Annotated in this window: 24 protein-coding genes; 12 read left to right on the top strand and 12 right to left on the bottom strand. The window is 72.8% G+C overall.

The genetic code is table 11. The annotated features are described in order from the left end of the window. The first annotated feature begins 10 nt into the window (after window positions 1-10). The 3 genes from BJ999_RS40810 (at window position 11) to BJ999_RS40800 (ending at window position 5,018) form a co-directional block, all read left to right on the top strand. Window positions 11-460, top strand: a complete 450-nt coding sequence (locus BJ999_RS40810; RefSeq protein WP_179838174.1) for an ATP-binding protein — start codon at window positions 11-13, stop codon at window positions 458-460. A gap of 1,335 nt (window positions 461-1,795) precedes the next feature. After that, window positions 1,796-4,264, top strand: coding sequence for a sodium-translocating pyrophosphatase (locus BJ999_RS40805; RefSeq protein ID WP_179838173.1), 2,469 nt, complete (start codon window positions 1,796-1,798; stop codon window positions 4,262-4,264). 283 nt (window positions 4,265-4,547) lie between these two features. Further along, complete coding sequence (locus BJ999_RS40800; RefSeq protein ID WP_179838172.1) at window positions 4,548-5,018, top strand: SixA phosphatase family protein; 471 nt, start codon at window positions 4,548-4,550, stop codon at window positions 5,016-5,018. Window positions 5,019-5,021: 3 nt separating this feature from the next. Here BJ999_RS40800 and BJ999_RS40795 read toward each other — a convergent pair whose 3' ends face one another. From BJ999_RS40795 to BJ999_RS40775, 5 genes are all read right to left on the bottom strand, one after another. After that, the gene (locus BJ999_RS40795) at window positions 5,022-7,271 is read right to left on the bottom strand and encodes an FUSC family protein (RefSeq protein ID WP_179838171.1); all 2,250 of its coding nucleotides are present in this window, start codon (window positions 7,269-7,271) and stop codon (window positions 5,022-5,024) included. A gap of 60 nt (window positions 7,272-7,331) precedes the next feature. Continuing rightward, window positions 7,332-8,534 (bottom strand): phosphoserine phosphatase SerB, encoded by a 1,203-nt coding sequence (gene serB / locus BJ999_RS40790; RefSeq protein WP_179838170.1) that lies wholly within the window; start codon window positions 8,532-8,534, stop codon window positions 7,332-7,334. A gap of 62 nt (window positions 8,535-8,596) precedes the next feature. Further along, window positions 8,597-9,640, bottom strand: coding sequence for an S-adenosylmethionine:tRNA ribosyltransferase-isomerase (locus tag BJ999_RS40785; RefSeq protein ID WP_179838169.1), 1,044 nt, complete (start codon window positions 9,638-9,640; stop codon window positions 8,597-8,599). Continuing rightward, complete coding sequence (locus BJ999_RS40780; protein WP_229810046.1) at window positions 9,637-10,968, bottom strand: MFS transporter; 1,332 nt, start codon at window positions 10,966-10,968, stop codon at window positions 9,637-9,639. The genes BJ999_RS40785 and BJ999_RS40780 overlap by 4 nt, the downstream gene beginning before the upstream one ends. A gap of 23 nt (window positions 10,969-10,991) precedes the next feature. Next, window positions 10,992-11,660 carry an SDR family NAD(P)-dependent oxidoreductase gene (locus tag BJ999_RS40775; protein ID WP_179838167.1) on the bottom strand — a complete coding sequence of 223 codons (669 nt, stop codon included), beginning with the start codon at window positions 11,658-11,660 and terminating at the stop codon, window positions 10,992-10,994. A 214-nt stretch (window positions 11,661-11,874) separates the two neighbouring features. Between BJ999_RS40775 and BJ999_RS40770 the strand changes: the two genes are divergently transcribed. The 5 genes from BJ999_RS40770 to BJ999_RS43925 all read left to right on the top strand — a co-directional run bounded on the left by BJ999_RS40770 (window position 11,875) and on the right by BJ999_RS43925 (window position 16,216). Beyond that, on the top strand, window positions 11,875-13,014 hold the full coding sequence (locus BJ999_RS40770) for a GAF domain-containing sensor histidine kinase (RefSeq protein WP_179838166.1): 1,140 nt from the start codon (window positions 11,875-11,877) through the stop codon (window positions 13,012-13,014). Then, entirely contained in the window at window positions 13,011-13,712 is a 702-nt protein-coding gene (locus tag BJ999_RS40765; RefSeq protein ID WP_179838165.1) for a response regulator, read from the top strand. Before BJ999_RS40770 ends, BJ999_RS40765 begins: the two co-directional genes overlap by 4 nt. Window positions 13,713-13,748: 36 nt before the next feature. Continuing rightward, complete coding sequence (locus BJ999_RS40760) at window positions 13,749-14,534, top strand: PP2C family protein-serine/threonine phosphatase (RefSeq protein WP_179838164.1); 786 nt, start codon at window positions 13,749-13,751, stop codon at window positions 14,532-14,534. A gap of 532 nt (window positions 14,535-15,066) precedes the next feature. Continuing rightward, entirely contained in the window at window positions 15,067-15,411 is a 345-nt protein-coding gene (locus BJ999_RS40755; protein ID WP_229810045.1) for a DUF2752 domain-containing protein, read from the top strand. A gap of 88 nt (window positions 15,412-15,499) precedes the next feature. Continuing rightward, the gene (locus BJ999_RS43925; RefSeq protein ID WP_179838163.1) at window positions 15,500-16,216 is read left to right on the top strand and encodes an RDD family protein; all 717 of its coding nucleotides are present in this window, start codon (window positions 15,500-15,502) and stop codon (window positions 16,214-16,216) included. A 271-nt stretch (window positions 16,217-16,487) separates the two neighbouring features. Here BJ999_RS43925 and BJ999_RS40745 read toward each other — a convergent pair whose 3' ends face one another. After that, window positions 16,488-17,255: a hypothetical protein gene (locus BJ999_RS40745; protein WP_179838162.1), complete on the bottom strand. Its 768-nt coding sequence runs from the start codon at window positions 17,253-17,255 to the stop codon at window positions 16,488-16,490. Window positions 17,256-17,481: 226 nt separating this feature from the next. Between BJ999_RS40745 and BJ999_RS40740 the strand changes: the two genes are divergently transcribed. The 3 genes from BJ999_RS40740 to BJ999_RS40730 all read left to right on the top strand — a co-directional run bounded on the left by BJ999_RS40740 (window position 17,482) and on the right by BJ999_RS40730 (window position 19,476). Further along, window positions 17,482-18,270, top strand: a complete 789-nt coding sequence (locus BJ999_RS40740; RefSeq protein ID WP_179838161.1) for an ABC transporter ATP-binding protein — start codon at window positions 17,482-17,484, stop codon at window positions 18,268-18,270. Window positions 18,271-18,373: 103 nt separating this feature from the next. Beyond that, entirely contained in the window at window positions 18,374-19,147 is a 774-nt protein-coding gene (locus tag BJ999_RS40735) for a sulfite exporter TauE/SafE family protein (protein WP_179838160.1), read from the top strand. 89 nt (window positions 19,148-19,236) lie between these two features. Then, window positions 19,237-19,476, top strand: a complete 240-nt coding sequence (locus tag BJ999_RS40730) for a hypothetical protein (RefSeq protein WP_179838159.1) — start codon at window positions 19,237-19,239, stop codon at window positions 19,474-19,476. Window positions 19,477-19,529: 53 nt separating this feature from the next. Here the strand turns inward: BJ999_RS40730 and BJ999_RS40725 are convergent, their stop codons facing one another. The 6 genes from BJ999_RS40725 to BJ999_RS40700 form a co-directional block, all read right to left on the bottom strand. Beyond that, on the bottom strand, window positions 19,530-20,216 hold the full coding sequence (locus BJ999_RS40725; protein WP_179838158.1) for a class F sortase: 687 nt from the start codon (window positions 20,214-20,216) through the stop codon (window positions 19,530-19,532). Window positions 20,217-20,220: 4 nt separating this feature from the next. Then, window positions 20,221-20,904 carry an SH3 domain-containing protein gene (locus tag BJ999_RS40720; RefSeq protein WP_179838157.1) on the bottom strand — a complete coding sequence of 228 codons (684 nt, stop codon included), beginning with the start codon at window positions 20,902-20,904 and terminating at the stop codon, window positions 20,221-20,223. A gap of 391 nt (window positions 20,905-21,295) precedes the next feature. Beyond that, complete coding sequence (locus BJ999_RS40715) at window positions 21,296-22,210, bottom strand: Rieske (2Fe-2S) protein (RefSeq protein WP_179838156.1); 915 nt, start codon at window positions 22,208-22,210, stop codon at window positions 21,296-21,298. Between the two features lie 106 nt (window positions 22,211-22,316). Further along, a complete protein-coding gene (locus tag BJ999_RS40710; protein ID WP_179838155.1) occupies window positions 22,317-24,572 on the bottom strand; it encodes a molybdopterin oxidoreductase family protein in 2,256 nt (751 codons plus the stop codon). A 135-nt stretch (window positions 24,573-24,707) separates the two neighbouring features. Further along, window positions 24,708-25,328, bottom strand: coding sequence for a hypothetical protein (locus BJ999_RS40705; RefSeq protein WP_218935448.1), 621 nt, complete (start codon window positions 25,326-25,328; stop codon window positions 24,708-24,710). 113 nt (window positions 25,329-25,441) lie between these two features. Next, window positions 25,442-25,657 (bottom strand): hypothetical protein, encoded by a 216-nt coding sequence (locus tag BJ999_RS40700; protein ID WP_179838154.1) that lies wholly within the window; start codon window positions 25,655-25,657, stop codon window positions 25,442-25,444. A 171-nt stretch (window positions 25,658-25,828) separates the two neighbouring features. Between BJ999_RS40700 and BJ999_RS40695 the strand changes: the two genes are divergently transcribed. Next, a complete protein-coding gene (locus BJ999_RS40695; RefSeq protein ID WP_229810044.1) occupies window positions 25,829-26,935 on the top strand; it encodes a CapA family protein in 1,107 nt (368 codons plus the stop codon). The last annotated feature ends 44 nt before the right edge of the window (window positions 26,936-26,979 follow it).

Genomic DNA, 26,979 nt, shown 5'->3' with positions numbered 1-26,979 from the left:
CGCGGCCGAGATGTCGACTGTTGAACTGTCCTTCAGCGCGCTGCCCGTCCACGTTCGGACCGCCCGGCTGATCGTGACCGCCGTCGCCCGTCGCAGCGGCGTCGCCGAACCTCTGCTCGACGAGGTCCGGCTCGCGGTCGCCGAGGCGTGCTCCCGGGCCGTGGAGGCGCACCGCCGGCACTGCCCGGACGAACCCGTCCGCCTCGAACTGCGCGGCGAGAAGGGCCGCTTCGAGGTGATCGTCAGCGACACCGTCCCCGGCGACCTCCCGCCGGAGGGGCTCCCCGCAGCCGCTGCGGACGAGGGAGCGGACGAGTTCGAGTACGGCCTGGGCGAGGGCATCGCTGAACTGGGTCTGGCCGTCATCGCCGGGCTCGCCGACGACGTGGAGATCGCCAACACGCCGAAGGGGGTCCAGATACGGATGAGCTGGCCGGCCGAAGCCGAGGCGACCATCTAGACGTGTTCATGGCAGTGCCCTTCTTCTTCGGGCCTTGGCGGCCCGAAGAAGAAGCGCACTGTGTTTATTGCAGTGCCCTCCTCCTTCGGGCCCTGGGGGCCCTGCGTCGTCGGGGACTGCGGGCGATCGCTGGCATCGCTTCGTCTCGCCTTGCGGCTCGCTGCGCGATCAGGTTCTCGCTTCGCTTGAACCTGCCTTCGGACGCGATCGCGGCTGTTGGGGTTGTTGCGTGGTTGCGGCGTCGGCTGAGGTCGGCGCTGTGTAGGAGGGCAGTGCCCTCCTCCTTCGGGCCCTGGGGGCCCTGCGTCGTCGGGGACTGCGGGCGATCGCTGGCATCGCTTCGTCTCGCCTTGCGGCTCGCTGCGCGATCAGGTTCTCGCTTCGCTTGAACCTGCCTTCGGACGCGATCGCGGCTGTTGGGGTTGTTGCGGGGTTGCCCTGGGGGCGGAGGCCGGCGCAGTAGACGGCTTCCGCCGTCGTCTTCAGTACTTTCTGCTCTTGGCGCTACGCGCCTTCCCCATCGGTCCGGTGTACCCATCGGTCCGGTGTCCGGCGAGCGTCGGCATCGATCCGGCTCGCCTGGCTGTCCGCCGCACCAGCACGTTCCTGCTGCACCCGGACCTGCCTTCGGACGCGATGGCAGCTCATGCACGTGTCTCTCTCAAGGAACGCGCCCCATCGGGTGCACCTATCCATCCGGCGGGCCCGTACCGGAGACTGCCTCCCGGCCTGCCGGTGATGCGGTCTGGCCCCCGCCGAGTGCGCTTGTGCCCACGTACCGCGCCAGGGCGCCTCGTGTCGGGCCTGCTCCCCTGCGCCTCTCAATGCGTCTGTGCTGCCGTGGTGGCCTGACGCCCGAGCTGGGGCCGTGGTGACCGTGTGTGAGCACGGGCGGGGGCCGTGGTGGGGCTCGTGGGAGCGGTGGTGCCCGCGGTGTGAGACTCTCTTGCGATCAGCCGGGATTCGCCCCGATTTGGGTCTAGACATATTCCGTGTTAATGCCTAGCTTGAATGCGGACGCCGGTCGTCGTGCCGAGGTGCCGGTCATGCCCTGTGCCCGTCAAGGTATCGGCAGGGTAATGAAAGCCTGGCCCGGTTTGACCTGGGACGATGCCGCTTGATCAGGCCAATGTGTCAATTTCCGGCGTATCGCATGTTTCATTTCGGCGACATCTTCGTGAAGGGCGTCGCGGCCTTAACATTCGACTTACGCGTGCGTAGACTCCCGGCACCCGCGTTGCCGTGCGAGGCGTTCCAAATCGTGACTCGTTGGGTACGCGGTAAAGATCGCTTTTATGTCGGTCGCGATCGCAACGCCCCTGTCGAGGAGGACGGATGCCCGGGTTTTCCCTGTCAAGCCCGGCCAGCGCTGAAGTGGATCTCGGCGGCGGCGACCTTTCCCTGGTCGTCGTCGTCGCCGTGGTCGCACTGCTCGCACTGGCCGTCGCCGCGGGTCTCGTACGCGACGTCCTGGCCGCCGGCCAGGGCACCGCGAAGATGCAAGAGATCGCGCGCGCCGTTCAGGTGGGCGCAGGCGCCTACCTGAAACGCCAGTTCCGCACGGTCGCGATCTTCGTGGTCCTGATCCCGCTCATCCTGCTGCTCCTGCCCGCCGACTCCACCGGCGAGCGGATCGGCCGGTCCGTCTTCTTCGTCATCGGCGCGATCTTCTCGGCCGTCACCGGGTTCACCGGCATGTGGCTGGCCGTCCGGGGCAACGTCCGGGTCGCCGCGGCCGCCCGCGAGGAGGGCGGCGAGAAGACCGCGATGCGGATCGCCTTCCGCACCGGCGGCGTCGCCGGCATGTTCACCGTCGGCCTCGGCCTGTTCGGCGCCGCCGTCGTGGTCCTGGCCTACCAGGGCGACGCACCGAAGGTGCTGGAGGGCTTCGGCTTCGGAGCCGCGCTCCTCGCCATGTTCATGCGGGTCGGCGGTGGCATCTTCACCAAGGCCGCCGACGTCGGCGCCGACCTGGTCGGCAAGGTCGAGCAGGGCATCCCCGAGGACGACCCGCGCAACGCGGCGACGATCGCCGACAACGTGGGCGACAACGTCGGCGACTGCGCCGGCATGGCCGCCGACCTGTTCGAGTCTTACGCCGTCATGCTCGTCGCGGCGCTGATCCTCGGCACCGCGGCGTTCGGCAACCAGGGCCTGGTGTTCCCGCTGATCGTGCCGATGATCGGCGTGATCACCGCGGTGATCGGCATCTTCGCGGTGGCGCCCCGCGCGGGCGACCGCTCCGGAATGACCGCGATCAACCGGGGCTTCTTCATCTCCGCGGGGATCTCCGCGGTCCTCGTCGCGATCGCCGCGTTCGTGTACCTGCCCTCGTCCTTCGCGGACCTGGACGGCGTCACCGACAAGGGCATCGCGGGCCTGGACGCCGACCCGCGCTGGGTCGCGCTCGGCTCCGTCCTGATCGGGATCGTGCTCGCCAGCGCGATCCAGGTGCTCACCGGCTACTTCACCGAGACCAACCGCAAGCCGGTCAAGGAGGTCACCAACAGCGCCCGGACGGGCCCCGCCACCGTCATCCTGTCGGGCATCTCGCTCGGCCTCGAGTCGGCCGTCTACACCGCGCTGGTGATCAGTGCCGCCGTGTACGGGGCGTTCCTGCTCGGCTTCGGCAACACCACCGTCGCGCTGTTCGCGGTGGCGATGGCCGGCACCGGGCTGCTCACCACCGTCGGTGTGATCGTCTCGATGGACACCTTCGGGCCCGTCTCCGACAACGCCCAGGGCATCGCCGAGATGTCCGGGGACGTCCAGGGCGAGTCCGCCGCGGTGCTGGAGCGGCTGGACGCGGTCGGCAACACCACCAAGGCCATCACCAAGGGCATCGCGATCGCGACGGCGGTGCTCGCCGCGACCGCGCTGTTCGGCTCGTTCCGCACGACGGTGATCGCGGCGCTGGCGGACGCCTCGAAGGGCGCCAAGGACGCGATCGGCGCCGACTTCCTGAACTTCAACCTGTCCATCGCGAGCCCGAACGTGCTGATCGGGCTGATCATCGGCGCGGCCGTGGTGTTCATGTTCTCCGGCCTGGCGATCATGGCGGTGGGCCGCGCGGCGGGCCGGGTCGTGGTCGAGGTGCGCGAGCAGTTCCGCACCAAGCCCGGGATCATGGACTACACCGAGAAGCCCGACTACGACCGGGTCGTGGACATCTGCACCCGGGACGCGCAGCGCGAGCTCGCCACCCCGGGCCTGCTGGCCATCCTGACGCCGATCGCGGTCGGCTTCGCCCTCGGGTACGCGCCCCTCGGCGCCTTCCTCGGCGGCGCCATCGCGGCGGGCGTGCTGATGGCGGTGTTCCTCGCCAACTCCGGCGGCGCCTGGGACAACGCCAAGAAGCTCGTCGAGGAGGGCCACCTCGGCGGCAAGGGCAGCGAGGCGCACGAGGCCACGATCATCGGCGACACGGTCGGCGACCCCTTCAAGGACACCGCCGGACCCGCGATCAACCCGCTGATCAAGGTGATGAACCTGGTCGCGCTCCTGATCGCGGACGCGGTGGTGACCTATGCGGGCAACACCGCGCTGCGCGTCGGCGTCACGGTGCTGTCCGTCGCGGTCGTCGTCGCGGCGATCGTGATCTCCAAGCGGCGCGCCGACCCGATCGGCGGTCCGTCCACCGATCCCGCCGTCGAGGGCGGCAAGCCGGAGCCGGACGCCGCGAAGAGCGGCGAGGCGGCGGGCGCACTCGACGAGGGCGCCCCGAAAGAGGCGGCCGTAGGCGCCGACCCGGCGGGAGCGAAGGCCGAGTCGGACGCCGAGGAGTCGTCCGCGGGCAAGTCCTGACCGACTGAACGCGAGGGGCCGGTGGCGACGCGCCGCCGGCCCCTCGCGCGTTCCGAGGGGTCCCGTCCGACCACCCCGGGCCCGGTCGTACGCTGTGCGGGAGGGGTGGGGCGTCCCGCCCTCGACCCAGCGGATCGATCTCGGGAGGCGGCCGTGGCGAGCGGCGGCGGCAAGCGGGCGATGTCGGGGCCCAAGGGCTTCGCGATCGTGATCGGCGGAATGCTCGGCATCATGCTCGTGCTCTGGACCCTGGCGGCCCTCGCGGCCCCTTAATGTGGCGGCCATGCCCACGCTCATCGTGCTCCGCCACGCCAAGGCCGAAGCCGGCCTCGGCATACCCGACATCGACCGCAAGCTCACCGATCGCGGGCGCCGCGACGCGACCGCGGCCGGGGACTGGCTGCGCGCGACCGACCTCGTCCCCGGGCGGGTCCTGTGCTCGCCCGCCGCGCGGACCCGGGAGACCCTCGCCCGCCTGGCGCTGGACGCGGACGTCGCCTTCGAGCCCGGCATCTACGACAACGATCCCGACGGGCTCCTCGCCCTCGTCTCCGGGACGCCGGACGAGACCGGCACGCTCCTGCTGGTCGGGCACAACCCGTCCGTGCACCACCTCGTCCACGACCTGACCGGCCAGGCCCCCGACGCCTTCCCCACCTGCACCCTCGCCGTGATCGACCTTCCTCCCGGCGCGTGGACGGACGTCCGGCCCGGGCTCGGCACGCTGCGCACCGTCCACACGCCCAAGGACTGACGTTCACCGGCGCGGCTCGGCGGCCTCCAGGGACGACGCGATGACCTGGTCCACGTCCCCGCGCAGCTCCCCGATCGTGTAGCGGGTCCCGGAGACCTGCAACAGGGCGTGACGCAGCGGGGTGAGCTCGTCGGGGCCGACGCCCTCCTTGATCTCCGCGCGGCGTCGCCGGGTCAGCGTGGACAGGTAGGAGTCGAGCTCGGCGAGCTCCTCGCCGAGCTCCTCGACGGGCGTACCGGCCTCCGGATCGTGCTCCCCCGGATCCTCCAGCAGGCCGGCCGCGTCCTCCAGCTGGTCGGCGAGGCGGTCGAGGATCTCGGGGATCGGCCCGGTGTCCACGGCCCGCTCCCGGGACAGCTTCGCGACCGCGATGAGGTGGTCGCGGGCGCGGTGCGCTGCGGCCACGACTCTGCGCAGCCGGTCGTTCAGTTCGAGGTCGGGCACCCGCTCGTGGCCGAGCCGGGTCCGGGTCTCGGCGACCGCCTCCGCCGCCCGCTCCGCGGTCACGATCGTGTCGTGCGGCAGCCGGGTCCGCTCCCCGGCGAGGACGTCCGCCGTCATCCGGACGAGCGCGGCGTGCGTCCGCAGGAGCCGCTCGAGCTGGCCGGGCAGCCGTTCGAGGTGACCGGCGGGCCACAGCAGCAGGACGGCGAGGTAGGCCATCAGCGCCCCGGCGACCGTGAGGCCGATCCGCTCGCCGGCGATGCGCCAGTCGGCGGGCGCGGAGAAGTCCAGCAGCATCATCGCCAGGGGCGTCCCGAAGAGGGCCCAGTAGGAGAAGTTCACCGAGCGCATCGCGAAACCGGCCCCCGCGAAGCAGAACGCGATCACCGCGACGGTGGGCTGCCCGGGCGCGAGCGTCAGGATGACCGCGGCGACGGCGGCACCGGCCGCGGTGCCCCCGACGCGCTGGACGAGCCGGTCCACGGTCTCGCCGTAGGTGGCGCGCAGGCTCAGCATCGCCGTGATCGTCAGCCAGTGGCCGTGCGGGATCCCCAGCACGGCGGTGAGCGCCATCGACACGACCGCCGTCACGTACACCCGCGACGCCTGCCGGAACGTGGGGGAACGCGTGCGGACGGCGCGGCGCACCCGGTCCCAGACCGGCATCGGGTCGAGCGTGCCCGGCATCCGCGGCGCCGCGAACCCGATGCGCAGGCCGCCCGCGACGAGGCGGCGCGTGGAGGCGACCTCGCCGGCGATGCGGTCGACGGAGCGGCGCACCTGACCGATCAGCGCGACCGCGACCAGGTCCTCGTCGCCGGCGAGACCGGCGCGCCTGATCTGCTCGGCGGCGCGGACCATCCGCCGGACGGCGGCGGACTCCTCGCGGCCGAGCGGCGCCTCTCCCGCCGTCGCGACCGCCCCGGCCAGCAGCCGCAGCCGCGCCGCGAGCGCCGAGATCGCCGTCTGCGTCTCCAGCCGCCACTCGCGGTCCGGCGGGTAGTTCTTCGCCGCCTCCAGGACGGCCTGGAGCGTCACCGTCTCGTGCAGGATGCGCCCCAGCGCGTCGATCACCCGCTCGGGCCTCGTGGGTTCGTTCCCCGCCCGTCCCGACCGGTACAGCCCGTAGGTGGCGCGCGCCGCCGTCAGCGACTCCGACGCCGCCCTTCGCTTGGCCTCCCAGTCCGGGATGCGGGTGACCGCCAGCAGGTCGGGATTCGTCAGCTCGACGGCGTCGAGGGGCCCCGCGTCGTGGGCGCCCACGTCCTGCGCCACGGCGTCCAGCGCCTCGGCGACCGCGTCCGCGGACTCGCTCAGCGCCTCCCGCAGCGGCCGCAGCCGCCGCGCGGGCCACGGCGCCAGCAGCAGTCCGGCGGTGAGCAGCCCGCCCACCAGCTCCAGCAGCCCGATGTTCACCACGTCCGCGGACGGCGGCCGGACGGCGCTCAGCAGCACCGCGAGCCCCGCGGTCGACCCGATCCGCGGTACCGCCACGCCGAGCGCGACCAGCGGCGGCACCACGATCACGGCCGGCCACAGATGCCCGCTGAGCAGCCCGCCCACCCCGGACCCGACCGCGACGATCAGCACGCCGACGGTGAGGTTGCGCGCCCGCGCCCCGTACGGGCCCTCCGGTGCGCGCAGCGCGACGAGGTAGGCCCCGAGCGCGATCATCGACCCCTGCGCGGCGTGCCCGGTCAGCGCCCCGACGAGCAGCGGAACGGAGACCGCGACCGCGGCGGCCAGCCCGTAGAAGGGCGCGGCCTGCCCATGCACCTGGGCATAAGCCCCCCGCGCCCGCCGCAGCATGAGCAGTGTCTACCCAGGGTGACGACCCCCTGGAACCCGCTGTGTCTTCCCAGCGGGTCGCTACCCCTGGGGGTCCTCAGCGTCGGCGGCTTCTACCTCTTCGCGGGAGATGCCCAGGAGGAAGACGATGGTGTCCAGGTAGGGGACGTTGACGGCGGTGTCGGCGGCCTGGCGGACGACTGGTTTGGCGTTGTAGGCGATGCCGAGTCCGGCGGCCTGGAGCATGTCGAGGTCGTTGGCGCCGTCGCCGATCGCGACGGTCTGGCTGATCGGGATGCCGGCCTCGCGGGCGAAGCGCTCCAGGGCGGCGGCCTTCCCGGCGCGGTCGATGACCTGGCCGGTGACGCGGCCGGTGAGCTTGCCGTTCTGGATCTCCAGGGTGTTGGCGGCGGAGTAGTCGATGCCGAGGTCCTCGACGAGGGCGTCGGTGACCTGGGTGAAGCCGCCGCTGACGATCGCGAACTTGTAGTCGAGGCGCTTGAGGGTGCGGACCATGGTGCGGGCGCCGGCGGCGAGGCGGAGCCGGTCGCGGACGGCGTCGATGGCGGCCGCGTCCAGCCCGGCGAGGAGCGCGACCCGCTCGCGCAGGGAGCCCTCGAAGTCGAGCTCGCCGCGCATGGCGGCCTCGGTGACCTTGGCGACCTCGTCGAGGCAGCCGGCGTGCTCGGCGAGCAGCTCGATGACCTCGCCCTGGATGAGGGTGGAGTCGACGTCCATGACGATGAGCCGCTTGGCGCGCCGGTGCAGGCCGCTGTGCTGGACGGCGACGTCGACCCGCTGCTCGACGGCCTCGGCGGTGAGCGCGGCGCGCAGACCGTCCGGGTCGGCGCCGGAGACGTCCATCTCGATGCAGGTGACGGGGTTCTGGGCGAGGCGTTCGATGCGGTCGATGTTGGCGCCGTGCGCGGAGATCCGCCCGGCGATGCCCGCCATGGCGGCGGGCATCAGCGGGTTGCCGAGCACGGTGACGTGCAGGCGCCCGCTGCGCTTCGGCATCCGCTTGTTGCGCCCGGTGGACAGCTCGATCTCCATGTCGAGGTCGTTCGCGACGCGTTCGGCGGCGTTCCACACCCGTCCGATGTCGGCGCCCTCGGTGTAGGCGAGCAGGACGCCGAGGACGAGCCGTCCGCGGATCACGACCTGCTCCACGTCCGCCACCGTCAGTGGGAACTGCGAGAGTGTCCGGAAGAGGCGCGACGTGACGCCGGGGCGGTCGCGGCCGGTGAGTGTGATGAGCAGCGTGCGCTCTGCTGACCCGTCCATGCTGCTCCCAACGGTACCGGCCGCGCCGGGCGTCCCGCCCGTCAGGTCCGGCATGCGAGACGCTATCCGGGCAGGATCAGGTTCAGATCGCCGAATTCGTGCCAGAGATAGCGCTCGGCGAGGGCGGCCTCGTAGGTGGCGGTGAGCAGGTCGCGGCCCGCGATGGCGGTCAGCATCATCAGGTGGGACGACCTGGGCTCGTGCAGGCCGGTGAGGAGGCCGTCCACGGCTTGGACGCCGCCCTCGGGGGTCACGACGTGCTCGGTCCAGCCGGAGGACGCCTGGACGCGTCCCGCGGCGTCCACGGCCGTCTCCAGGGCGCGGACGGCGGTGGTGCCGACGGCGATCACCCGGCGGCCCTGGGCCCGGACGTGCCCGACGAGCGCCGCGGTCGGTTCGGGGACGGTGTAGCGCTCGGCGTAGGGCGGTTCGTGGGCCTCGGGGGACGCGACGCCCGTGTGGAGGGTGATCGGGGCGATCAGGACGCCGCGCGAGACCAGCCGCGTCACCAGTTCGGGCGTGAAGGGGCGGGCGGCGCTCGGCATCTCGGCGCCGCCGGACGAGCGGTCGTGGGCGAAGGCGGTCTGGTAGGCGGTGGCGGGCCAGTCCCGGTGGACGTACCCGTACCGGATCGGGACGCCGTGGCGCCGCAGGTAGGGGACGACGTCGGTGCTCAGCCGGGCCTGCCAGAGCCGGTCGGACTCCCCCCGGGCGCGGTGCCCGTGCCGTCCGACGAGGGTGAGGGTGGCGCCGCCGGGCATCGGAATCCACTCGCCGGGGGAGCCCCCCGCGTACGGGCGGCTGCCCTTGCCGGCGGGGCGGCGCAGCTCGACGAGCCACAGCCGGTCGTCGGCGCCGGGCACCGGGGTGGAGAAGTGCACGCTGATCCGGTCGAGCCGGACGGCGGCGGGCAGCGTGGCCGAGGTGTTGACGACGAGCAGGTCGCCCGGGTCGAGCAGGCCGGGCAGGTCGCGGAACGCGTGGTGGGAGACCTCGCCGGCGGCGCGCCGGGAGACCAGGAGCCGGACGCCGTCGCGGGTCCGGCCGCGCGCCTCGGGCGGCTCGTGCGCCTCCAAGGCGGTGGGGAGGGTGAAGTCGACGGTCATGTCCGGACCTCCAGGCGGAGAGCGGCGATCGCGCCGAACGCGGCGATCGCGGCGAACAGCGCCCCGGCGACGGCGAGCCCGGCGTCCAGCCGGGCGGCGCCGAAGCCGGTGACCAGCGCGCCCGCGACCCCGACCACGAGGGACGAGCCGAGGGTGTCGCTGATCTGCAGCGCGGAGGAGTTGACGCCCTGCTCGTCCTCGGCCGACAGGTCGAGCAGCAGGACGGAGAGGCTGCCGATCGAGAAGCCCATCCCGGCGCCGCCGATGATCCATGCCGGGGCGGCGAGCCAGCCGGAGAGCTGCAGGGCGACGGTGGCGAGGACGATCCCGGCGGTGACGAGGACGGCGCCGAGGAGGGCGAAGAACTCGCGGGAGCGCTCGGAGCGGCCCTGGATCTGGGACGCCGCCGACCACCCGAGCGCGCCGACCGTCAGGACGATCCCCGCCTGCGTGGCGCTGAAGTCGTGCAGCCGCGTCAGCGCCAGCGGGATGAAGACCTCGGTGCCGAAGAAGGCCCCCGACAGCAGGCCCCGGACGAGGATGACGCTCGGCAGCCCGCGGCGGAGCCGGAGCGTTCCGGCGGGCACCAGGCGGGGCAGCCCGAACGCCAGGCCCGCGAGGCCGGCGAGCACGGCGGGCAGCATCGTCCAGCCGGTCCCGTCGAGGCCGTAGAGGAGGACGCCGGTGCCGGCGGCGACGCAGAGGGCGGCGGGGTAGCGCGAGCGGCCCGGGACCGGGGCGGCACCGGACGGCGCGATGCCGCGCAGCACGGGGAGCAGCAGCAAGGCCGGCGGGATCACCAGCGGGACGAGCCCGAGGAACACCCACCGCCAGCCGGCGTGCTCGGCCAGGGCGCCGCCGGCGGCCGGGCCGATGAGCGACGGCAGCACCCAGGCGGCCGACAGCGCGGCGAAGACCCGGGACCGCAGATCCTCCGGGTAGACACGGGCGATCACCACGTACAGGGCGACGAGCGGGACCCCCGTGCCGAGGCCCTGCACGGCGCGCCCGGCGACGAACACCCACATGGACGGCGCGGCGCCCGCGACCACCATCCCAGCGACGAACACGCCGAGCCCGATCAGGAACGGCCGGGTCGGTCCCGACCGGTCGACCCAGCCGCCCGCGAGCACCGTGGACAGCAGGCTCGTGATCAGGGTCGCGCTGAAGCCCCACGCGTACAGGGCCAGGCCGTCCAGGTCGCCCGCGACCACCGGCATGACGGTGCCGACGGCCATGCTCTCGAACGCCAGCAGCGTCACGACCAGGACGATCCCGAGCGTCGCACCCCGGAATCCCGTGCCCAATATGCCCTGTTTTGTTGCCACCCGTTCATGATCAAGGACGCTGGTCATCCCGCGTCCGCCAGGTCCGCCGCCCGGTACCGCCCGCTCGGAAGGCGGCCGGAGACGAGCCGGTGGAGCGCGGCGGCGGCCTCCTCGGGCGGCGGGGCCGCGTCCGCGTCCTCGCCCGCCGCGCGGAGCATGTCGGTGTCCATCTCGCCCGGGTCCGCCCACCACACGGCCACGTCCGGCTCCTCGGCCGCGAGGACGTTCGACAGCTGCTCCAGGGCCGCCTTGGACGCCCCGTAGCCGCCCCACGTCTCGTAGCCCTCCACGGCCGCGTCCGAGGTGATGTTGAGGATCGCGCCGCGCCGCTCCCGCAGGCCGGGCAGGACGGCCTGGATCAGCGCGAGCGGCGCCAGGACGTTCGTCGCGAACGTGTCCGCCAGGGCGCCCTCGGGAAGCGAGGCGAGCCGGGGCATCGGCGTCGGGCCGAGCGTGCTCGCGTTGTTGACGAGCAGGTCGAGCCCGCTTTCGACCGCGCGGGCGAGGGCGTCCCGGTGCGCCGGATCGGCGACGTCCCCGGGGACCGCGGTCGCGCCGGTGCCGGCCGCGACCGCGGACAGCGCGGCGGCGTCGCGGGCGTCGATGACGAGGTTCCAGCCGTCTTCGGCGAGAGCGCGGGCGAGCGCCCGGCCGAGGCCCCGGGAGGCCCCGGTGATCAGTGCCGTCTTCATGCCCTCGACGCTAGGAATCGGCGCGCCCGTCGGCATCGGCCGACGGGTCCCCCGGGCCGTCGTCAGATGGTCCTAGGACCGGCGTCCCGCGCCCCGGGGAGGGACGGCGCGGCACGTACTCCCGCCGGCTGATTCGAGAAGACCCGCCTAGAGAGTACGGTCTTCACATGCGGGGCGCCGAAGGGCGCCCGCCGGGGGAGGGCGAGAGGCCGGAATGGTGACGGACGAGGGCTGCCGCGGCGACCAGGGCGCGACCCTGCACGCCGTCAGTTCCGCCGTGCTCGCCGTGACCCGCCACCTGTCCGTGCACGAGGTGCTCCAGGTGATCGTCCGGGCGGCCGCGCAGCTGCTGGACGCCCGGTACGCCGCGCTCGGCGTGCCCGACGACGAGGGCTCGTTCGCCGAGTTCGTCGTCGAGGGCGTCTCGGAGGAGGAATGGGAGCGGATCGGCCCGCTGCCCCGCCAGCACGGCATGCTGGCCGCGATGCTGAAGGGCGGCGCGCCGAAGCGGCTCGGCGACATCCGCAAGGAGGCCGAGTTCGAGGGCTGGCCGGTCGCGCACCCCGTCCTGAAGGACTTCCTCGGCGTGCCGATCCGCGACGGCGAGGACGTCCTCGGCATCGTCTTCCTGGCCAACAAGCGCCGGCCCGGCGGCTTCACCCAGGACGACGAAGACCTGCTCACCCTCTTCGCCGCGCACGCCGCGATCGCGATGGCGAACGCCCGCCTGTACGAGCACAACCGCGAGCTCACGGTCGTCGCCGAACGCAACCGCCTCGCCCGCGAGCTGCACGACGCCGTCGCGCAGAAGCTGTTCTCGCTGCGGCTGACGGCCCGCACGGCGTCCGCGCTGGCCGAGCGCGACCCGGTCCGGACCGTCCGGGAACTTCAGCAGGTGGAGCGGCTCGCCGCCGAGGCTCTCGCCGAGTTGCGCGCCGTCATCTTCGAGCTGCGTCCCGCCGATCTGGCGGACGGCCTCGTGGCCTCGCTGCGCAAGCACGTCGAGGTGCTCGACCGCGCGCACGAGTCCGCCGTCCGCCTCTGCGCCGACGAGGCGATCGTCCTGCCGGAGGCACACGAGGCCGTCGCCTTCCGCATCACCCAGGAGGCGCTCTACAACGCGCTGCGCCACGCCGGGGCGAGCACCGTGCAGGTGCGGCTCCGCACGGAGGACGAACGGGCCGTGCTAGAGGTCTCCGACGACGGCACCGGTTTCGACGCGTCCGAGGGGGAGCCCCAAGGCGGGCTGGGTCTCACCTCCATGCGCGAGAGGGCGGACTCGATCGGCGGCGACCTCACGATCGACGCCGCGCCCGGTGAGGGCACGACCGTCCGGCTGGAGGTGCCGCTGTGAACGCCGCGCGAGGGCCGATCCGGGTCCTGATCGCCGACGACCATCCGGTCGTCCGGCAGGGCCTGCGGACCTTCCTCGGCATCCAGGACGACATCGAGGTCGTCGGCGAGGCCGAGGACGGCACGTCGGCCGTGACACTGGCCGAATCCCTGAAGCCCGATATCGTGCTCATGGACCTGAAGATGCCGGGCGCCGACGGCCTGACCGCGCTGGCGGAGCTGCGGGCTCGCGGAGTGACGGCACGGGTCCTCGTCCTGACCAGCGTGACGGAACGCGGGCACGTGCTGCCGGCGGTCCAGGCCGGGGCGGCCGGATACCTGTACAAGGACGTCGACCCGCAGGCGCTGGTCCAGGCGATCCGGGCGGTCCACGACGGGCACGTCCTGTTCGCGCCCGACGCGGCCGAGGCGATGCTGCGGAACGGGACGGCGGGTGACGCGGGTCGGGACGACCGCGGCCTCGCCGCGCTGACCGAACGGGAACGGGAGGTGCTCGTGCACATAGCGCGGGGCAGGTCGAACCGGGAGATCGCCCGCGCCCTCGTGGTGTCCGAGAAGACGGTCAAGACGCACGTCAGTAATCTGCTCATGAAACTGGGAGTCCAGGATCGGACGCAGGCGGCGCTGTACGCGGTCCGGCACGGTGTGGGAAACACGAGTGCCGCCGGGGAAACCGGGAAGACCACCGCCCGCGGCTGATACAACTCCTCTGACAGGATCGTCATCGAAATTGGTATGAACGTAGCAATCAGGTACGCAGCAGGCAGCGACATCGGGTGCAACCGGGAGAACAACGAGGACTCCGGGTACGCCGGTGCGCGGTTGATCGCGGTCGCGGACGGCATGGGCGGGTATGCGGGCGGCGAGGTCGCGAGCTCGACCGTGATCGGCTCACTGCGCTCGCTGGACGCCGATGCCCACAAAGACGATCTTGTCGACATTCTGGGCCGCGCCGTGGCCGAGGCCAACGAGAAGTTGCGCATCGTCCGGGAGGAACGCCCCGACCTGAGCCGGATGGGCACCACGCTCACCGCCATGCTCTGGTCCGGCGAGTCCGTCGCGCTGGCGCACGTCGGTGACTCGCGCGGCTACCTGCTGCGCGACGGCGAGCTCTTCCAGATGACGCAGGACCACACCATGGACGAGCTGCTCAAGGCGGAGGCCGAGCAGGCCGGCCAGCAGGCCGATCCCGCCGAGACGTCCCGGCTCTCGCACGTGCTGTACCGCGTGCTGGACGGGCGCGAGGACCGCGAGCCCGACCTGCGGCTGCGCGAGGCCCGTCTCGGCGACCGGTACCTGCTGTGCTCGGACGGCCTCAGCGGCCCGGTCGACGCGCAGAAGATCTACGAGGTGCTGTCCGCCGAGGCCGACCCGCAGCGCGCCGTCGACCGGCTGATCGAGATGGCCCGCGACAACGGCGGTCCGGACAACATCACCGCGGTCATCGCCGACGTCGTCGAGGCCGAGCACCTCTCCGGCTCCGACGAGCCCGTCATCGTCGGCGCCGCCGCCCAGGCCTGACGCCCCGCCCGGCCCCGCAAGCCCCGGGCCGGACGCCGGACCCGGCCCGACGCTCCCCGGGCCGGTCGCTCCTTCGGGCCTCCATGCCCCCGGGCCAGGCGCGACGGCGCCGGCCCGCCCGCCCGTGCGACACGCCGCGCGCCCTGGCGTCCCGCCGCTCTCCTTCGCCTCCGGCGCATCCCCCTGCCCCGCCCGGTTCGCGCGCACGTCCCGTTCGCCGCACGCCCCGAACCGGACGATTCATTCATACTCGTAACGCGAAAGAGTGCCCATGTAGCAGGTGATTTGTCCTACTCTTGCCCGAGAGGTGGTGTCGCCGAGCGCTGAGTAACGGTCTAATAGCGGATCGTTGCGCGGACTTGACCCGCCTCAGGGTGCACCCGATATACGGGTCACTCACCTGTATGTCATCGAGGCGGAGGATTCGTTGGGGGGAGCGCCCGGGGCGGCGTCCGCCGGTGCACCGCGAGGTGCGCTCGGGGGGATCGTCAGCCGGACCCTCACCGCAGCGCGGCACGGACCCCAGGGTGTGGTGCTGCGTGTCGCGGCGATGGCCGTCGCGGCCATCGGCGCGTCATGGATCCATCGCGTGAACGACCCCGGCGTGCTCTGTCCCCTGCGGGCGCTCACCGGAATCCCGTGTCCCCTGTGCGGGGGCACGACCGTGTTCATCGAGTTCGGCTCGGGCCGTCCCGGCCAGGCCGTCCTCGCGAACCCGGTCGCGCTCACCGGCGCCGTCGCCGTCGCCGCCGCACCGCTGGGACTGGGTGAACGGTGGTGGGCACTCCAGCCGAAGACCCGTGCCTGGATGCTCGGCACCGCCCTCGTCGGGTCGGAGCTGTGGCAGCTCGTCCGGTTCGGTGTTCTGCGGGTTTGAGCCGCGGTCGGTCCTCGGTCAGACTTGCGGAGCCCACCGGGTCCGGCGGGCGTCACATAACCACAGGGTCAATCAATAAGGAGCAAGTGTGGGCAACCCCTACGACCCGTACGGTCAGCAGCCGGGCTACGGGCAGCAACAGCCCGGGTACGGCCAGCAGCCCCCGGCCCAGCCCGGCTACGGGCAGCCCGGCGGGCAGCCCGGCTATGGCCAGCCTCCGGCGCAGCCCGGTTACGGCCAGCCCCCGGCGCAGCCGGGCTACGGCCAGCCTCCGGCGCAGCCCGGGTACGGCCAGCAGCCCCCCGCCCAGCCCGGCTACGGCGCGCCCCAGGCGCCCTCCCAGCCGGGCTACGAGGTGCACCACCACCACTACGGCTCGGGCGGCCAGCTCGCCGAGTGGGGCTCGCGCGCCGGCGGCTACATCATCGACTACCTGATCTTCGGTGGTCCGGTGTTCGTGCTGTACATCCTGATGATCATCCTCTCCAGCTCCGGCAGCTCGGGCGCGGCGCTGTTCGGCGTCCTGCTCATGCTGATCGGCGCGGCCATCTCCATCGCGGGCGGCCTGTGGATCTGCTACCAGGAGGGCACCACCGGCCAGTCCATCGGCAAGCGGCAGATGGGCATCCGCCTCGTCAGCGCGCAGACCGGCCAGCCCATCGGCTTCGGCATGGCCTTCGTGCGCAAGATCGCACACGTCGCCGACAGCTTCCTGTGCTACATCGGCTTCCTCTGGCCGCTGTGGGACGAGCGCAAGCAGACCTTCGCCGACAAGATCTGCAACACCATCGTGGTCCGCGCCTGACCCACGACCCACGACAGCGGGGCGCCCCATCCGGGACGCCCCGCTTTCGCTGTCCAACCACAACCACACCAGTACAGCTAGCGCTCCGGTCCGGGGACCGGGCGGTTCTTTCTGTGGGGGGCGACCCCCCACACCCCCCGGCAAGGGCGGATCCGACCCGGCCCCCTCCCCTCCGCTAGCGCTCCGGTCCGGGGACCGGGCGGTTCTTTCTGTGGGGGGCGACCCCCACACCCCCCGGCAAGGGCGGATCCGACCCGGCCCCTCCCCTCCGCTAGCGCTCCGGTCCGGGGACCGGGTCGAACGCACTGTTGCAAGCCGCCACCAGGGCGCGGCGCACGGCGGCGTCCAGGAGGCGGAGGGCTTCGCCGCGGCGCCTCATCTGGTCGGCGCTGAGGCCGCGCTCGTCCATCTGCCGGGCGAGGTCGACGACGAAGGAGAGGCGTCCGGCGAGGGCGGCGACGCGGTGGGCGCGGGGCGGGTAGCCGGGGGACAGCGGGTGGTCGCCGCGGTCGGGATCGCGCAGGTCGACCAGCGCGTCCCCGATCTCGGGCGGCACGCCGGCGAAGTCGTCGACGGTCAGCAGCGCCTCGGTGGCGTCCCGCATGGCGAGCGTGAGCCGCCGGTCGGCCTCCGCGAGGGACGGGACGTCGGGCGGCGCCGCGGACGCGTCGTGCGTCGTCCAGCGGACGCCGACGTAGGACGAGCCGCGCCGGTCCTCCGACGGGACGAGCCCCATCGCCCGCCCGTCGAGCACGGCGACGGCCGCGGCGCCCGCATCGATCGCCGCGGCGTTGAAGGACGGCGGTCCGGTCAGTCCCAGCGGGTCGCCCGGCTCCGGCAGCGCCAGCCGCAGCGCCGCCAGCCCGCCGACGCGCAGGTCGCCGAGGCCGCGCCGCAGCGTCACCTCGGCGGGCGCACCGCCGACGATCTGCGGGCCCGCGCTCTTCTCGATCTCGTCGACGGCCTCGTCCAGGCCGACGTGCCCCGTCAGCCAGGCGTTGCCCCAGGCGACGAGGGCGATCGCGACGGCCCTGCTCATACGTCCGTGCTCATTCTCGGTCTCGTGCGTTCCGCAATGGGCATGCGATCCACGATAAGCGCTCGGATCGCCGGTGCCACCGGACGTAAGGGACCTCTCGCGGCGCGGGAGCGTTCCGGGGCCGTTCCCCGGGTGCGGTCCCGGGGGGCCACGGCCGCCCCGGATCGCATAGGTTCTTTCCTGCAAGCGGGAGCACGGACCACCGGATTGGGGACGAAGGCGCGCGATGGCAGGCGAGGTGCTTCAACTCCGCGGAGTCGGGGTCAGGCGCGGCGGGGCCACCCTGCTGCGCGACGTCACATGGACGGTGAACGAGGGCGACCGGTGGGTCATCGTCGGCCCGAACGGCGCGGGCAAGACCACGTTGCTGCAGGTCGCCGCCGCCATGCTGCATCCCACCGAGGGCAGCGTCGAGATCCTGGAGGAGGAGCTCGGCCGCACCGACGTGTTCGAGCTCCGGCCGCGGATCGGCCTCGCGAGCTCGTCCGTCGCGGAGAAGGTCCCGGCCGGCGAGACGGTCATCGACCTGGTGCTGACCGCCTCGTACGCGATCCTCGGGCGCTGGCAGGAGGAGTACGACTCGACCGACCTCGACCGCGCCGTCGCGCTGCTGGAGGCCCTCGGCGCCGCCGACCTGATCCGCCGGACGTTCAGCACCCTGTCGGAGGGCGAGCGCAAGCGCGTCCAGATCGCCCGCGCCCTGATGCCCGACCCCGAGCTGCTGCTGCTCGACGAGCCCGCCGCCGGCCTCGACCTCGGCGGGCGCGAGGATCTCGTCGCCCGCCTCGCCGCCCTCGCCGACGACCCGGCCGCGCCCGCCATCGCGATGGTCAGCCACCACGTGGAGGAGGTCCCGGAGGGCTTCACCCACGCGCTGCTGCTGCGCCGCGGGGAGATCGTCGCCCAGGGCAAGGTGGACGAGGTCTTCACCCGGGAGCACCTGTCGGAGACGTTCGGGCTCCCGCTGGCGATCGACCGCCAGAACGGCCGCTGGTACGCCCGCTCGGCCCGCTGAACCGGGCGGGACGCCACGAAACGACCCCCCGATCGACGGGGGCGCGCGGCGGAGTCCCTACGATGTGCGCCGTCGGGACTCGCAGCGCAGGGATGGGACGGACGTGAATCTGCTGGACGCGGCCGCCGTCTTCGCGGCCGGTGTGGCCGCCGGAGGCATCAACACCGTCGTCGGGTCCGGCTCCCTGATCACCTTCCCGACCCTGGTGGCGCTCGGCTACCCGCCCGTGGTCGCGAACATCTCCAACAACATCGGGCTCGTCCCGGGCGGCGTGACGGGCGCCTACGGCTACCGCCACGAGCTGAAGGGGCAGCGCGGACGGCTGACGCGCCTGGCCTCCGGCTCCCTCATCGGGGCCGTGATCGGCGGCCTGCTGCTGCTCGGCCTGCCCGCCGAGGCGTTCGACGTCATCGTCGTCGTGCTGATCATCATCGCGCTGGTCCTCGTGATCGTGCAGCCCCGCCTGCAGAAGTGGATGCTGCGCCGCCGGGAGGGCGAGCACCGTCCGCAGCACGGCGGCCCGGCGCTGTGGGTCGGGGTGCTGCTCGCGGGCATGTACGGCGGCTACTTCGGCGCCGCGCAGGGCATCATCCTCATCGCCCTGCTCGGCATCATGCTGGACGACGATCTGCAACGCCTGAACGCGGGGAAGAACGTCCTGTCGGCCGTCGTGAACGGCACCGCCGCGATCCTGTTCACGCTCATGTGGCTGTTCGCCGACACCGAGATCGACTGGTGGGTCGTGCTGCTCATCGCCGCGGGCTCCACCTGCGGGGGCATGATCGGCGCGAAGGTCGGCCGCCGCATCCCGCCGCTGGCACTGCGCGCCGTCATCGTCGTCGTGGGCGTCGTCGCCATCGTCAATCTCCTGGCCTGACCAGGGCTTTCGCACCTTTCGGGAGGATTACGAACCGCTCGTTCCGGGTAGGAGTCGAATATACGTTCGACTACCGGAGGTTCGCGCGCATGAAGGGCGACAGGGTCGAAATAGTGATCGACGCCGGGGGCGAGGGGACGCGGACGTACGAGGTCGCGGCGAGCCGGGCGGGCCGCCGCGTGGAGATCGCGACGCGGCGCGGCGTCGTGGAGGTCAGCGAGGTCACCCGGACGGGCACCCCCGTCCGCACGGCGCGCTTCATGGCGAGCCGTGTCCTGGCCCTGGTGGAGCACCCCGTGGCCTCCGACGGCCGCGAACCGTCCGGCTGACCGCCGCCAGACGGTCCCGGCGGGCCGGGCCCGGCCCGTCCGGTGACCGGCGGTCAGGACTTGCGGTGGGTCTCCGGAACGGCGTTCTGAGGCTCGGGAATCAGGGACGCGTAGACGATCACGTTGTCCACGTAGTGCCCCCGCTTGCGGTCGAATCTGCCGCCGCAGGTGACCAGGCGCAGTTCAGGCCGTCCGCGCTGCCCGTAGACGCTGTCGGTCGGGAACTCGTCCTTGTCGACGCGCTTGATCCGGTCGATGCGGAAGGCCGGCGCCGTGCCGTCCTCGCGGACGACCTCGATCCGGCGGCCCGGACGGAGCGCACCGAGCCGGTAGAAGGCGCCCGGGCCCGACTTGGAGTCGACGTGGCCGACGAGCACGCTGCTGCCGTTCTCGCCCGGCGTCGGGCCGTCCTCCCACCAGCCGACCTCCCGGACCCGGGTGAGCGGCGGAACGCCGAGCGTCCCGTCGCGTTCCGTGGTGACGCGGCGGATCCGCGCGTCGACCTTGATGGACGGTATTTTGATGCGTTCGGGCACGGACGGCCGGAGTGCGTTGTCCGGTTGGGGCTCCGCTTTTCTGGGAGCGGGCTGCACGAGGTCCGAGGACGGCGGTTGCGGCGGCGGATCGGTGCGGTCGCGCACCAGTCCGACGACGAACATCGCGGTCCCTGTCGCGATGAGCGCGGCGGCCAGCCGATACCAGAAACGGCTCGACCGGCCACCGCGCCTTCTCCTGTCCATGGGTTCAGGAAACGCCCTTCACCTGACGGCGACGGGCCACGACGACGATGCCGCCGCCCAGCGCGAGAACTCCGAGACCGGCGCCGGCCAGCATCGGGAAGCTCGACATCGAGGTGCCGCCGCCACCGGCGCTGACGCCCCCGCTCGGCCTGATCGGCTTGAGGTAGGTCCGCGAGACCCACTTGCCGATCAAGGCGGGCGGGACGCTGCCGCGCAGCTGGGTCCAGCCGCTGTTCTTGCAGTCGGCGCTGATGTGCAGGCGGTAGGCCAGCGTGCCGACCCGCTTGAACCTGGTGCCGGGACCGTTGCGGACCGCCAGGCCGGACCGTGCGGTGACCTCGTAGCGGCAGACGCGGATGGGCGTGATCGGCTTGAGATAGGCGCGCGAGACCCACCTGCCGATCCAGGCCGGCGGGACGCTGCCGCGCAGCTGGGTCCAGCCGCTGCTCTTGCAGTCGGCGCTGATGTGCTTGCGGTACGGCAGCGAGCCGACCTTCCGGAATCTGACGCCGGGACCCGTGCGGACCGCCAGGCCGGACCGTGCGGTGACCTCGTAGCGGCAGACCGCCGCCCGGTCGGCGGTGGTGGTCGCCGCCTCGGCGTGGGTCGCGGCCGTCGCCGCGACGGCGACGGCTCCGCCGGACAGCAGCGTCAGCCCGCCCGCCGTACCGGCCACGGCGAGTGCCATGCCGGTTCGCGCGCTTGTCCTCATGCTTCCCCCAACGAAATGATCTTCGATGCCGGAGGTGTCCGGCATCGTTTCCTTGATCACGCTTCCCGGGGGGAATTCCGCGCATGTCGTGCAGGTCGCAAACATTGGGAATGGTGATCAGTGTGCGGGGTGAAGACTTTCTCGCGGAACGGCCAACGGCAATCTCCTTACCGCCGACGAAAGGCTCATAATGGACATCCAGACCCCTTTAAAAGGGGTCAATCAGTGAAAAGCCCAAGATCTCCATGGTGTCCGGGCCATACCGGCACCATCACGAAGGACGGCGGGCATGCGGAAGGCGCCCGCGCGGATGTGCGCGAGCGCCTCAGAACGGAGCCCTCAGAACGGAGAAGTCAGACCGAAGAGGTCAGACCGGGCGGACCTGGAGGGTGCCCTCCTCGGTCACACGGGTCTCGAAGGACGGCTGGCGGGCCGTGGCCGGGCCGTGGACGACGGAGCCGTCGGCGACGCGGAACGTGCTGCCGTGCCAGGGGCAGACGACGCAGGTGTCGGCGCCGTCGTCGGTCAGGACGCGGCCCTGGTGGAGCGGGCCGGCGAGATGGCTGCAGCGGTCGGCGAGGACGTGCACGTCCTCGCCCTGCCGCAGGACGAACAGGTCGATGTAGCCGAGGCGCCGCGAGACGGGCCAGCCGTCCGGGAGGTCCTCGACGGCGCACAGGTCGTGCCAGCCGAGCGGGACCAGGTGGGCGAGCTGGTCGGCGTGGCTGGCGCCGGCGGCCTGCCGGAACGCCAGATGCCCGCCGAGGTAGGCGCCCGCGACGAGGGCGCTGAGGCCCGCGAAGCCGAGCGCGCGCCCGGCGGCGTCGCGGCCCTGGTAGCGGGCCACGAAGGACGCCGAGTACAGCATGCTCGCGGTGGCCGTCCCGGCGGCGTGGACGAGCCCGACGCGCTGCTGCTCGCGGTGCAGGGCCGACCAGTCGGCGATGCCGGTGAGGACGGTCGGGACGGCGCCGGCGAGCCCGGCGGCGACGAGGACCTGCGAGGCGCGGCGCGTGCCGGGGACAAGGTCGAGGACGGCGGCCGACATCCACAGTCCGATGGGCAGGTCGGTGAGCGGCGCGTGGGCCGGATGGCCGACCGGGACGCCGTGGAGGGCGTCCTTGACCGGCCCGGGACGCAGCACCCGCCGGACGGCCCCGGACAGCACCCGGATGGGACGGTCCAGGGCGCTGGCGTGCTCCAGCCCCTCGGTGGCGTCGGCCAGCCGCGCGGTCGCCTGGGGGCTCTCCCCGCGCCGGAAGATGTTGACCCGTCGGTTCATGCCCCTCCTTCGCGGTCCTGCTGGGACGCCTGTTGCGACCCTAGTCTCCCGCGTTCCTCCGCGGCCAGTCATACCTACCTGGTGCCGGGAGGGGCTAAACAACGGGTCAGCGCGCCGCCTCCAGGGTGACGGGCACCCCGTTGAGGACGGCGTTGCCCGAGAGCGGGTCGATCTCCTGCTCGTCGGTGACGGCGTTGACGTTCACCCCGGCGTGCCGGCTCGCGACGCGCGTCCTGGTCCCGGGGCGGTCGTGGCCCCAGCCGTGCGGCAGGCTGACCACCCCGGCCATGATCGTGTCGGTGGGCTCGGCGACGGCCTCCAGGGCGCCTGCCCGGGACGTGACGCGGACGGTGTCGCCCGCCGCGACGCCGAGGCGGTCGGCGTCGGCCGGGTTGAGCTGGAGGGTGCAGGTGTTCGAGCCGCGCACCAGCTCGGGGACGTTGTGCAGCCAGCTGTTGTTGGACCGCAGGTGGCGGCGCCCGATCAGCACCATGCCGCCGGACGTCCCCGGATCGCGCAGGGCGGAGCGCAGCCGGTCGACGTCGGCGGCGCACGTGGACGGGCACAGCTCGATCCGGCCGGACGTGGTGCACAGGACCTCGTCCAGCCGCGGCTTGAGGGCGCCGAGATCGAGCCCGTGCGGGTACTCGGTGCGCAGCCGCGTCAGCGTGAGACCGGTGACGCCGGAGGCGCCGCCGGGCTCCTCGCGGAGGGCGGGCTCGCCGCCGAACGCGTCGCCGTAGGGGCCGAGGCGGAGCATCATGTCGAGCCGCTGCTCGGTGAGGGGGCCGGTGTCGAGCATCTTGCGCAGCTCGTCGGGCTCGCGGCCGAGCACCGGGGAACCGGGGAGCGCGACGGCCTTCTCCAGCGTCGCCTTGATGATCATCTCGTCGAGCAGGGCGGGGTCGCCGTCCGTCCCGGAGGCGGCCAGGGCGAGCCGCGCGAGGATGTCGGCCTCGCTGGGCCGCCCCTCCGGCAGCGGGACGGCCGGCGGCGAGTAGCGCGCGTAGTCGCGGACGGCGAGCCCGGTCAGCGCGATGTCGTAGTGCGGGGTCTGCGCCGGGCGCGGCGGCGGCAGGACCACGTGCGCGTGCCGGGTCGTCTCGTTCAGGTAGGGGTCGACGCTGACCATGAACTCAAGGCCGGCGAGCGCGCGGTCGAGCCGGGCGGCGTTCGGCGCCGACAGGGCCGGGTTCCCGCCGATCGTGATCAGCGCCCTGATCCGGCCCTCACCGGGCGTCTCGATCTCGTCGGCGAGCGTCGCGACGGGCATCTCGCCGTTGACCTCGGGCAGCCCGCGGACGCGGCTGCGCCACCGCCCGGTCGTGAACGGCTTCTTGCGCCGGTACACCGGGGCGTGTGCGGGCCGCGGGAACATCGCCCCGCCCGGGCGGTCGAGGTTCCCGGTGAGGGTGTTCAGGACGTCCACGAGCCAGCTGTTGAGCGTCCCGTAGGCCTGCGTGCACGTCCCGATGCGGCCGTAGACGGCGGCGCGCTCGGCGGCGGCCAGCTCGCGCGCGGTCCGGCGGATCGTCGCGGCGCCGACGCCCGTGACGGCCGCGACGTCCTCGGGGGCGAAGTCGATGGCGAGGGCGCGCAGGTCGTCCAGGCCGTTGACGCGACCGGCCAGGTGCTCGGCGGTCCTGACCAGATCCTCGGCGAACAGGGTGTGGACGAGCGCCATCAGGAAGAACGCGTCCGTGCCCGGACGGATGAACACGTGCTCGTCGGCGAGCGCGGCCGTCCGCGTCCGGCGCGGGTCGACGACCGTGATCTTCCCGCCGCGCGCCCGGATCGCCTTGAGCCGTCCCGGGAAGTCGGGCGCGGACGCGAGGCTGCCGTTGGACTCCAGCGGATTCGCCCCGAGCATGAGCAGGTGCCCGGTGCGGTCGAGGTCGGGCACGGGGATCGCCAGGGGGTCGCCGAACATGTGCCCGCATGCCACGTGCTTCGGCATCTGGTCGGCGGTGCTCGCCGTGTAGAGGTTGCGGGTGCCGAGCGCCTTGACGATCGCGGACCCGTACAGCGGCCCGGCGATCGAGTGGGCCGTCGGGTTCCCGATGTAGACGGCGACGGAGTCGCGCCCGTGCCGCGCGACGACCTCCGCCAGCCTCCGGCTCACCGTCTCGAACGCCTCGTCCCACCCGGAGGCCTCGCCCGCCACGAGCGGCTCCGCGAGCCGGTCGGGGTCGCCGTCGAGGCTCCCGAGCGTCGCGCCCTTGGGGCAGATGTAGCCCTTGCTGAACGGGTCCTTCTCGTCGCCGCGGACGCGCGTGACCGTCCCGGCCTCGTCGAGGGTCAGTTCGAGCCCGCACAGGGCTTCACAGAGGGGGCAGGTGCGGAAGGCCGTGCGGTCGCCCATCGAGACACTCCTTGTGAACGGGACCGTCTCTCTATCATGGCCCGCCCGTCCCGGAGGGCGCCATGGCGGGGCATGGCCCATAGAGGCACTTTCGTGGTTCGGCCAGAGCCTGGACGCGCGGTCCGCGGGACGGGGTCAGGCGGAGAAGGGCGGGGCGGTTTTGAAGTCGGGGTGGAGTTCGATGGTGGGGGCCAGGGCGGTGAGGATGCGGCGGGCGCGCGACAGGGGGTGCTGGGGGAAGTGCGGGTCCCAGCCGGGGTCCTCGGAGAGGTTGCGGGGCAGGCCGCCCTGGATCTCCGGGGCGTAGGCGTGCTGGGCCCACCAGCGCATCATGTCCTGGAGGTCGCGGCCCTGCCCGTACTCGGTCAGGTAGTGGTTGAGCGCGGTGCTGTCGCGCATCCCGGTGACGCCCTGCTCCAGGCACTGGATCTTCAGGACGAGGCTGCGGTCCGCGCGCGGCACGGTGAAGGAGGCGATGTAGGCCACGCCGGTCGGACGGTCGGGCAGCGGCAGCTTGACGATCTGCTGGACGGCCGGGAGCCCGTCCAGCGTGGTCACGTCCAGTTCGATCAGTCCGCCGCCGGATTCGGCGGTCTTGGCGGCGGTGCCGCGGCGCAGGTGGTCGAGCTGCTCCAGGGGGGCGGGCAGGTCGGGCGGGAGGTCGAAGCCGTAGAGGGCGACGGTGTCGCCGTCGGCGTTGCGGAAGGCACCGGGTTGGAGCGGCTGCCAGCCGGTCTGGTCGAAACGCAGGGACATGAAGGTGCACGTTAACGCACGAAACGGGACGGAGGGAGCGGCCGGGCGGGAGGTCGCCCGGCCGCTCCCGGGTGAGGGGCGGCCCCGAGGCCGGGCCTCCCCTCCGGGGTTGGTCAGTCGACGTCCGCGGGGGGACGACAGGCGGGGCACAGGCCCCGGAACGTCACGTCGGCCGCCTCGATCCGGAAGCCGGTGCCGGTCGCCGGCTCCAGGCAGGGGACGTGCTCCGCGGCGCGGCCGGCGTCCTCGGCCGCTCCGCAGTTCCGGCACACCAGGCGATGGGCGCCGGCGGCGCGGCGCTCCGTCCGGGCGGGGCTCGCCACGGTCATCGGGTGCGCGGCCTCGGCGTCCGGGGTGCGGTCATGCGGGTCAACCTATCCCCGTAAACATGAACGGCTCAAGAGAAAGAGTTGTGCGTCTTTGCCGGGGCGCGGCGCGCTCGTGGCATGCTGGGCCGATCCGACCCAGAGGTCCATGGGGGGCCGGACGGAGGCGAGGCGATGGCCATGCGGGGGAAGACGGGCGTGCGGGGGTTGGCGGCCCTGGTCATGGCCGGGGTGTCGCTGGCCGCGGCGGGGTGCGGCGGCTCGGGCGAATCAGAGGCGGAGGGTCCGTCGCCTTCGGCGTCGCCGTCCGGCGGTCAGCAGGGCGGGACGCAGACGACGAAGGCCGCCAAGCAGCCGATCCTGCTCGCCTTCGGCGGCGACACGCACTTCGAGGGGTCGCTGCGCGGGCGGCTGGCCCGACCGTCCACGGCGCTCGGTCCGGTCGCCGAGCAGCTGCGCGCCGCGGACCTCGCCATGGTGAACCTGGAGACGGCCATCACGACCGGGGGGACGCCCGCGCCCGGCAAGCAGTTCACGTTCCGTGCCCCGGCGACCGCGTTCACGGCGCTGAAGGCGGCGGGCGTGGACGTGACCTCCATGGCCAACAACCACGGCATGGACTACATGGAAGGCGGCCTGCGCGACTCCTTGGCCGCCATCAAGCGCAGCGGGTTCCCGGTGGTCGGCATCGGCAAGAACGCGGACGCCGCCTACCGCCCGTACCGCGTCACGGTGAAGGGCAACAAGATCGCCATCGTCGGCGCCACGCAGGTGCTGGACGACCACCTGATCCAGGCGTGGACGGCCACCGGCACCAAGGGCGGTCTCGCGTCGGCCAAGGACATCCCGCGCATGGTGCAGGCGGTGAAGGAGGCGCGCCAAGGCTCGGACGTCGTCATCGTGCACCTGCACTGGGGCGCCGAGCTGAAGGGGTGCCCGCTGCCCCGGCAGCAGGAACTCGCCAAGGCGCTCGTCGCGGCCGGCGCCGACGTCGTGGTCGGTGGGCACGCGCACATCCCGCTGGGCGGCGGCTACATGAACGGCGCGTACGTCCACTACGGCATGGGCAACTTCGTGTTCTCCTCCGCGCAGGGCCAGACGGCGAAGTCCGGCGTGCTCTTCCTCAAGGTGGAGAACGGCAAGGTCACCAAGGACAAATGGAATCCCGCGCTCATCTCCGGCGGCATCCCCGTGCCGATGAAGGGCGCCGCCGCCAAGGCGGAGGTCAAGCGGTGGAACGGCCTGCGTTCGTGCACCGGTCTGAGCGCCCGTCCCTCCTGAGCCCGCCTCTCCCGCTGTGCTGGACTCTCCCACCATGGGAGGGC

The organism is Actinomadura citrea (assembly GCF_013409045.1).
GTDB classification, from domain to species: Bacteria; Actinomycetota; Actinomycetes; order Streptosporangiales; family Streptosporangiaceae; genus Spirillospora; species Spirillospora citrea.
Note: the sequence above shows the minus strand (reverse complement) of the source record. Positions and strands in the feature narration are given on the sequence as shown.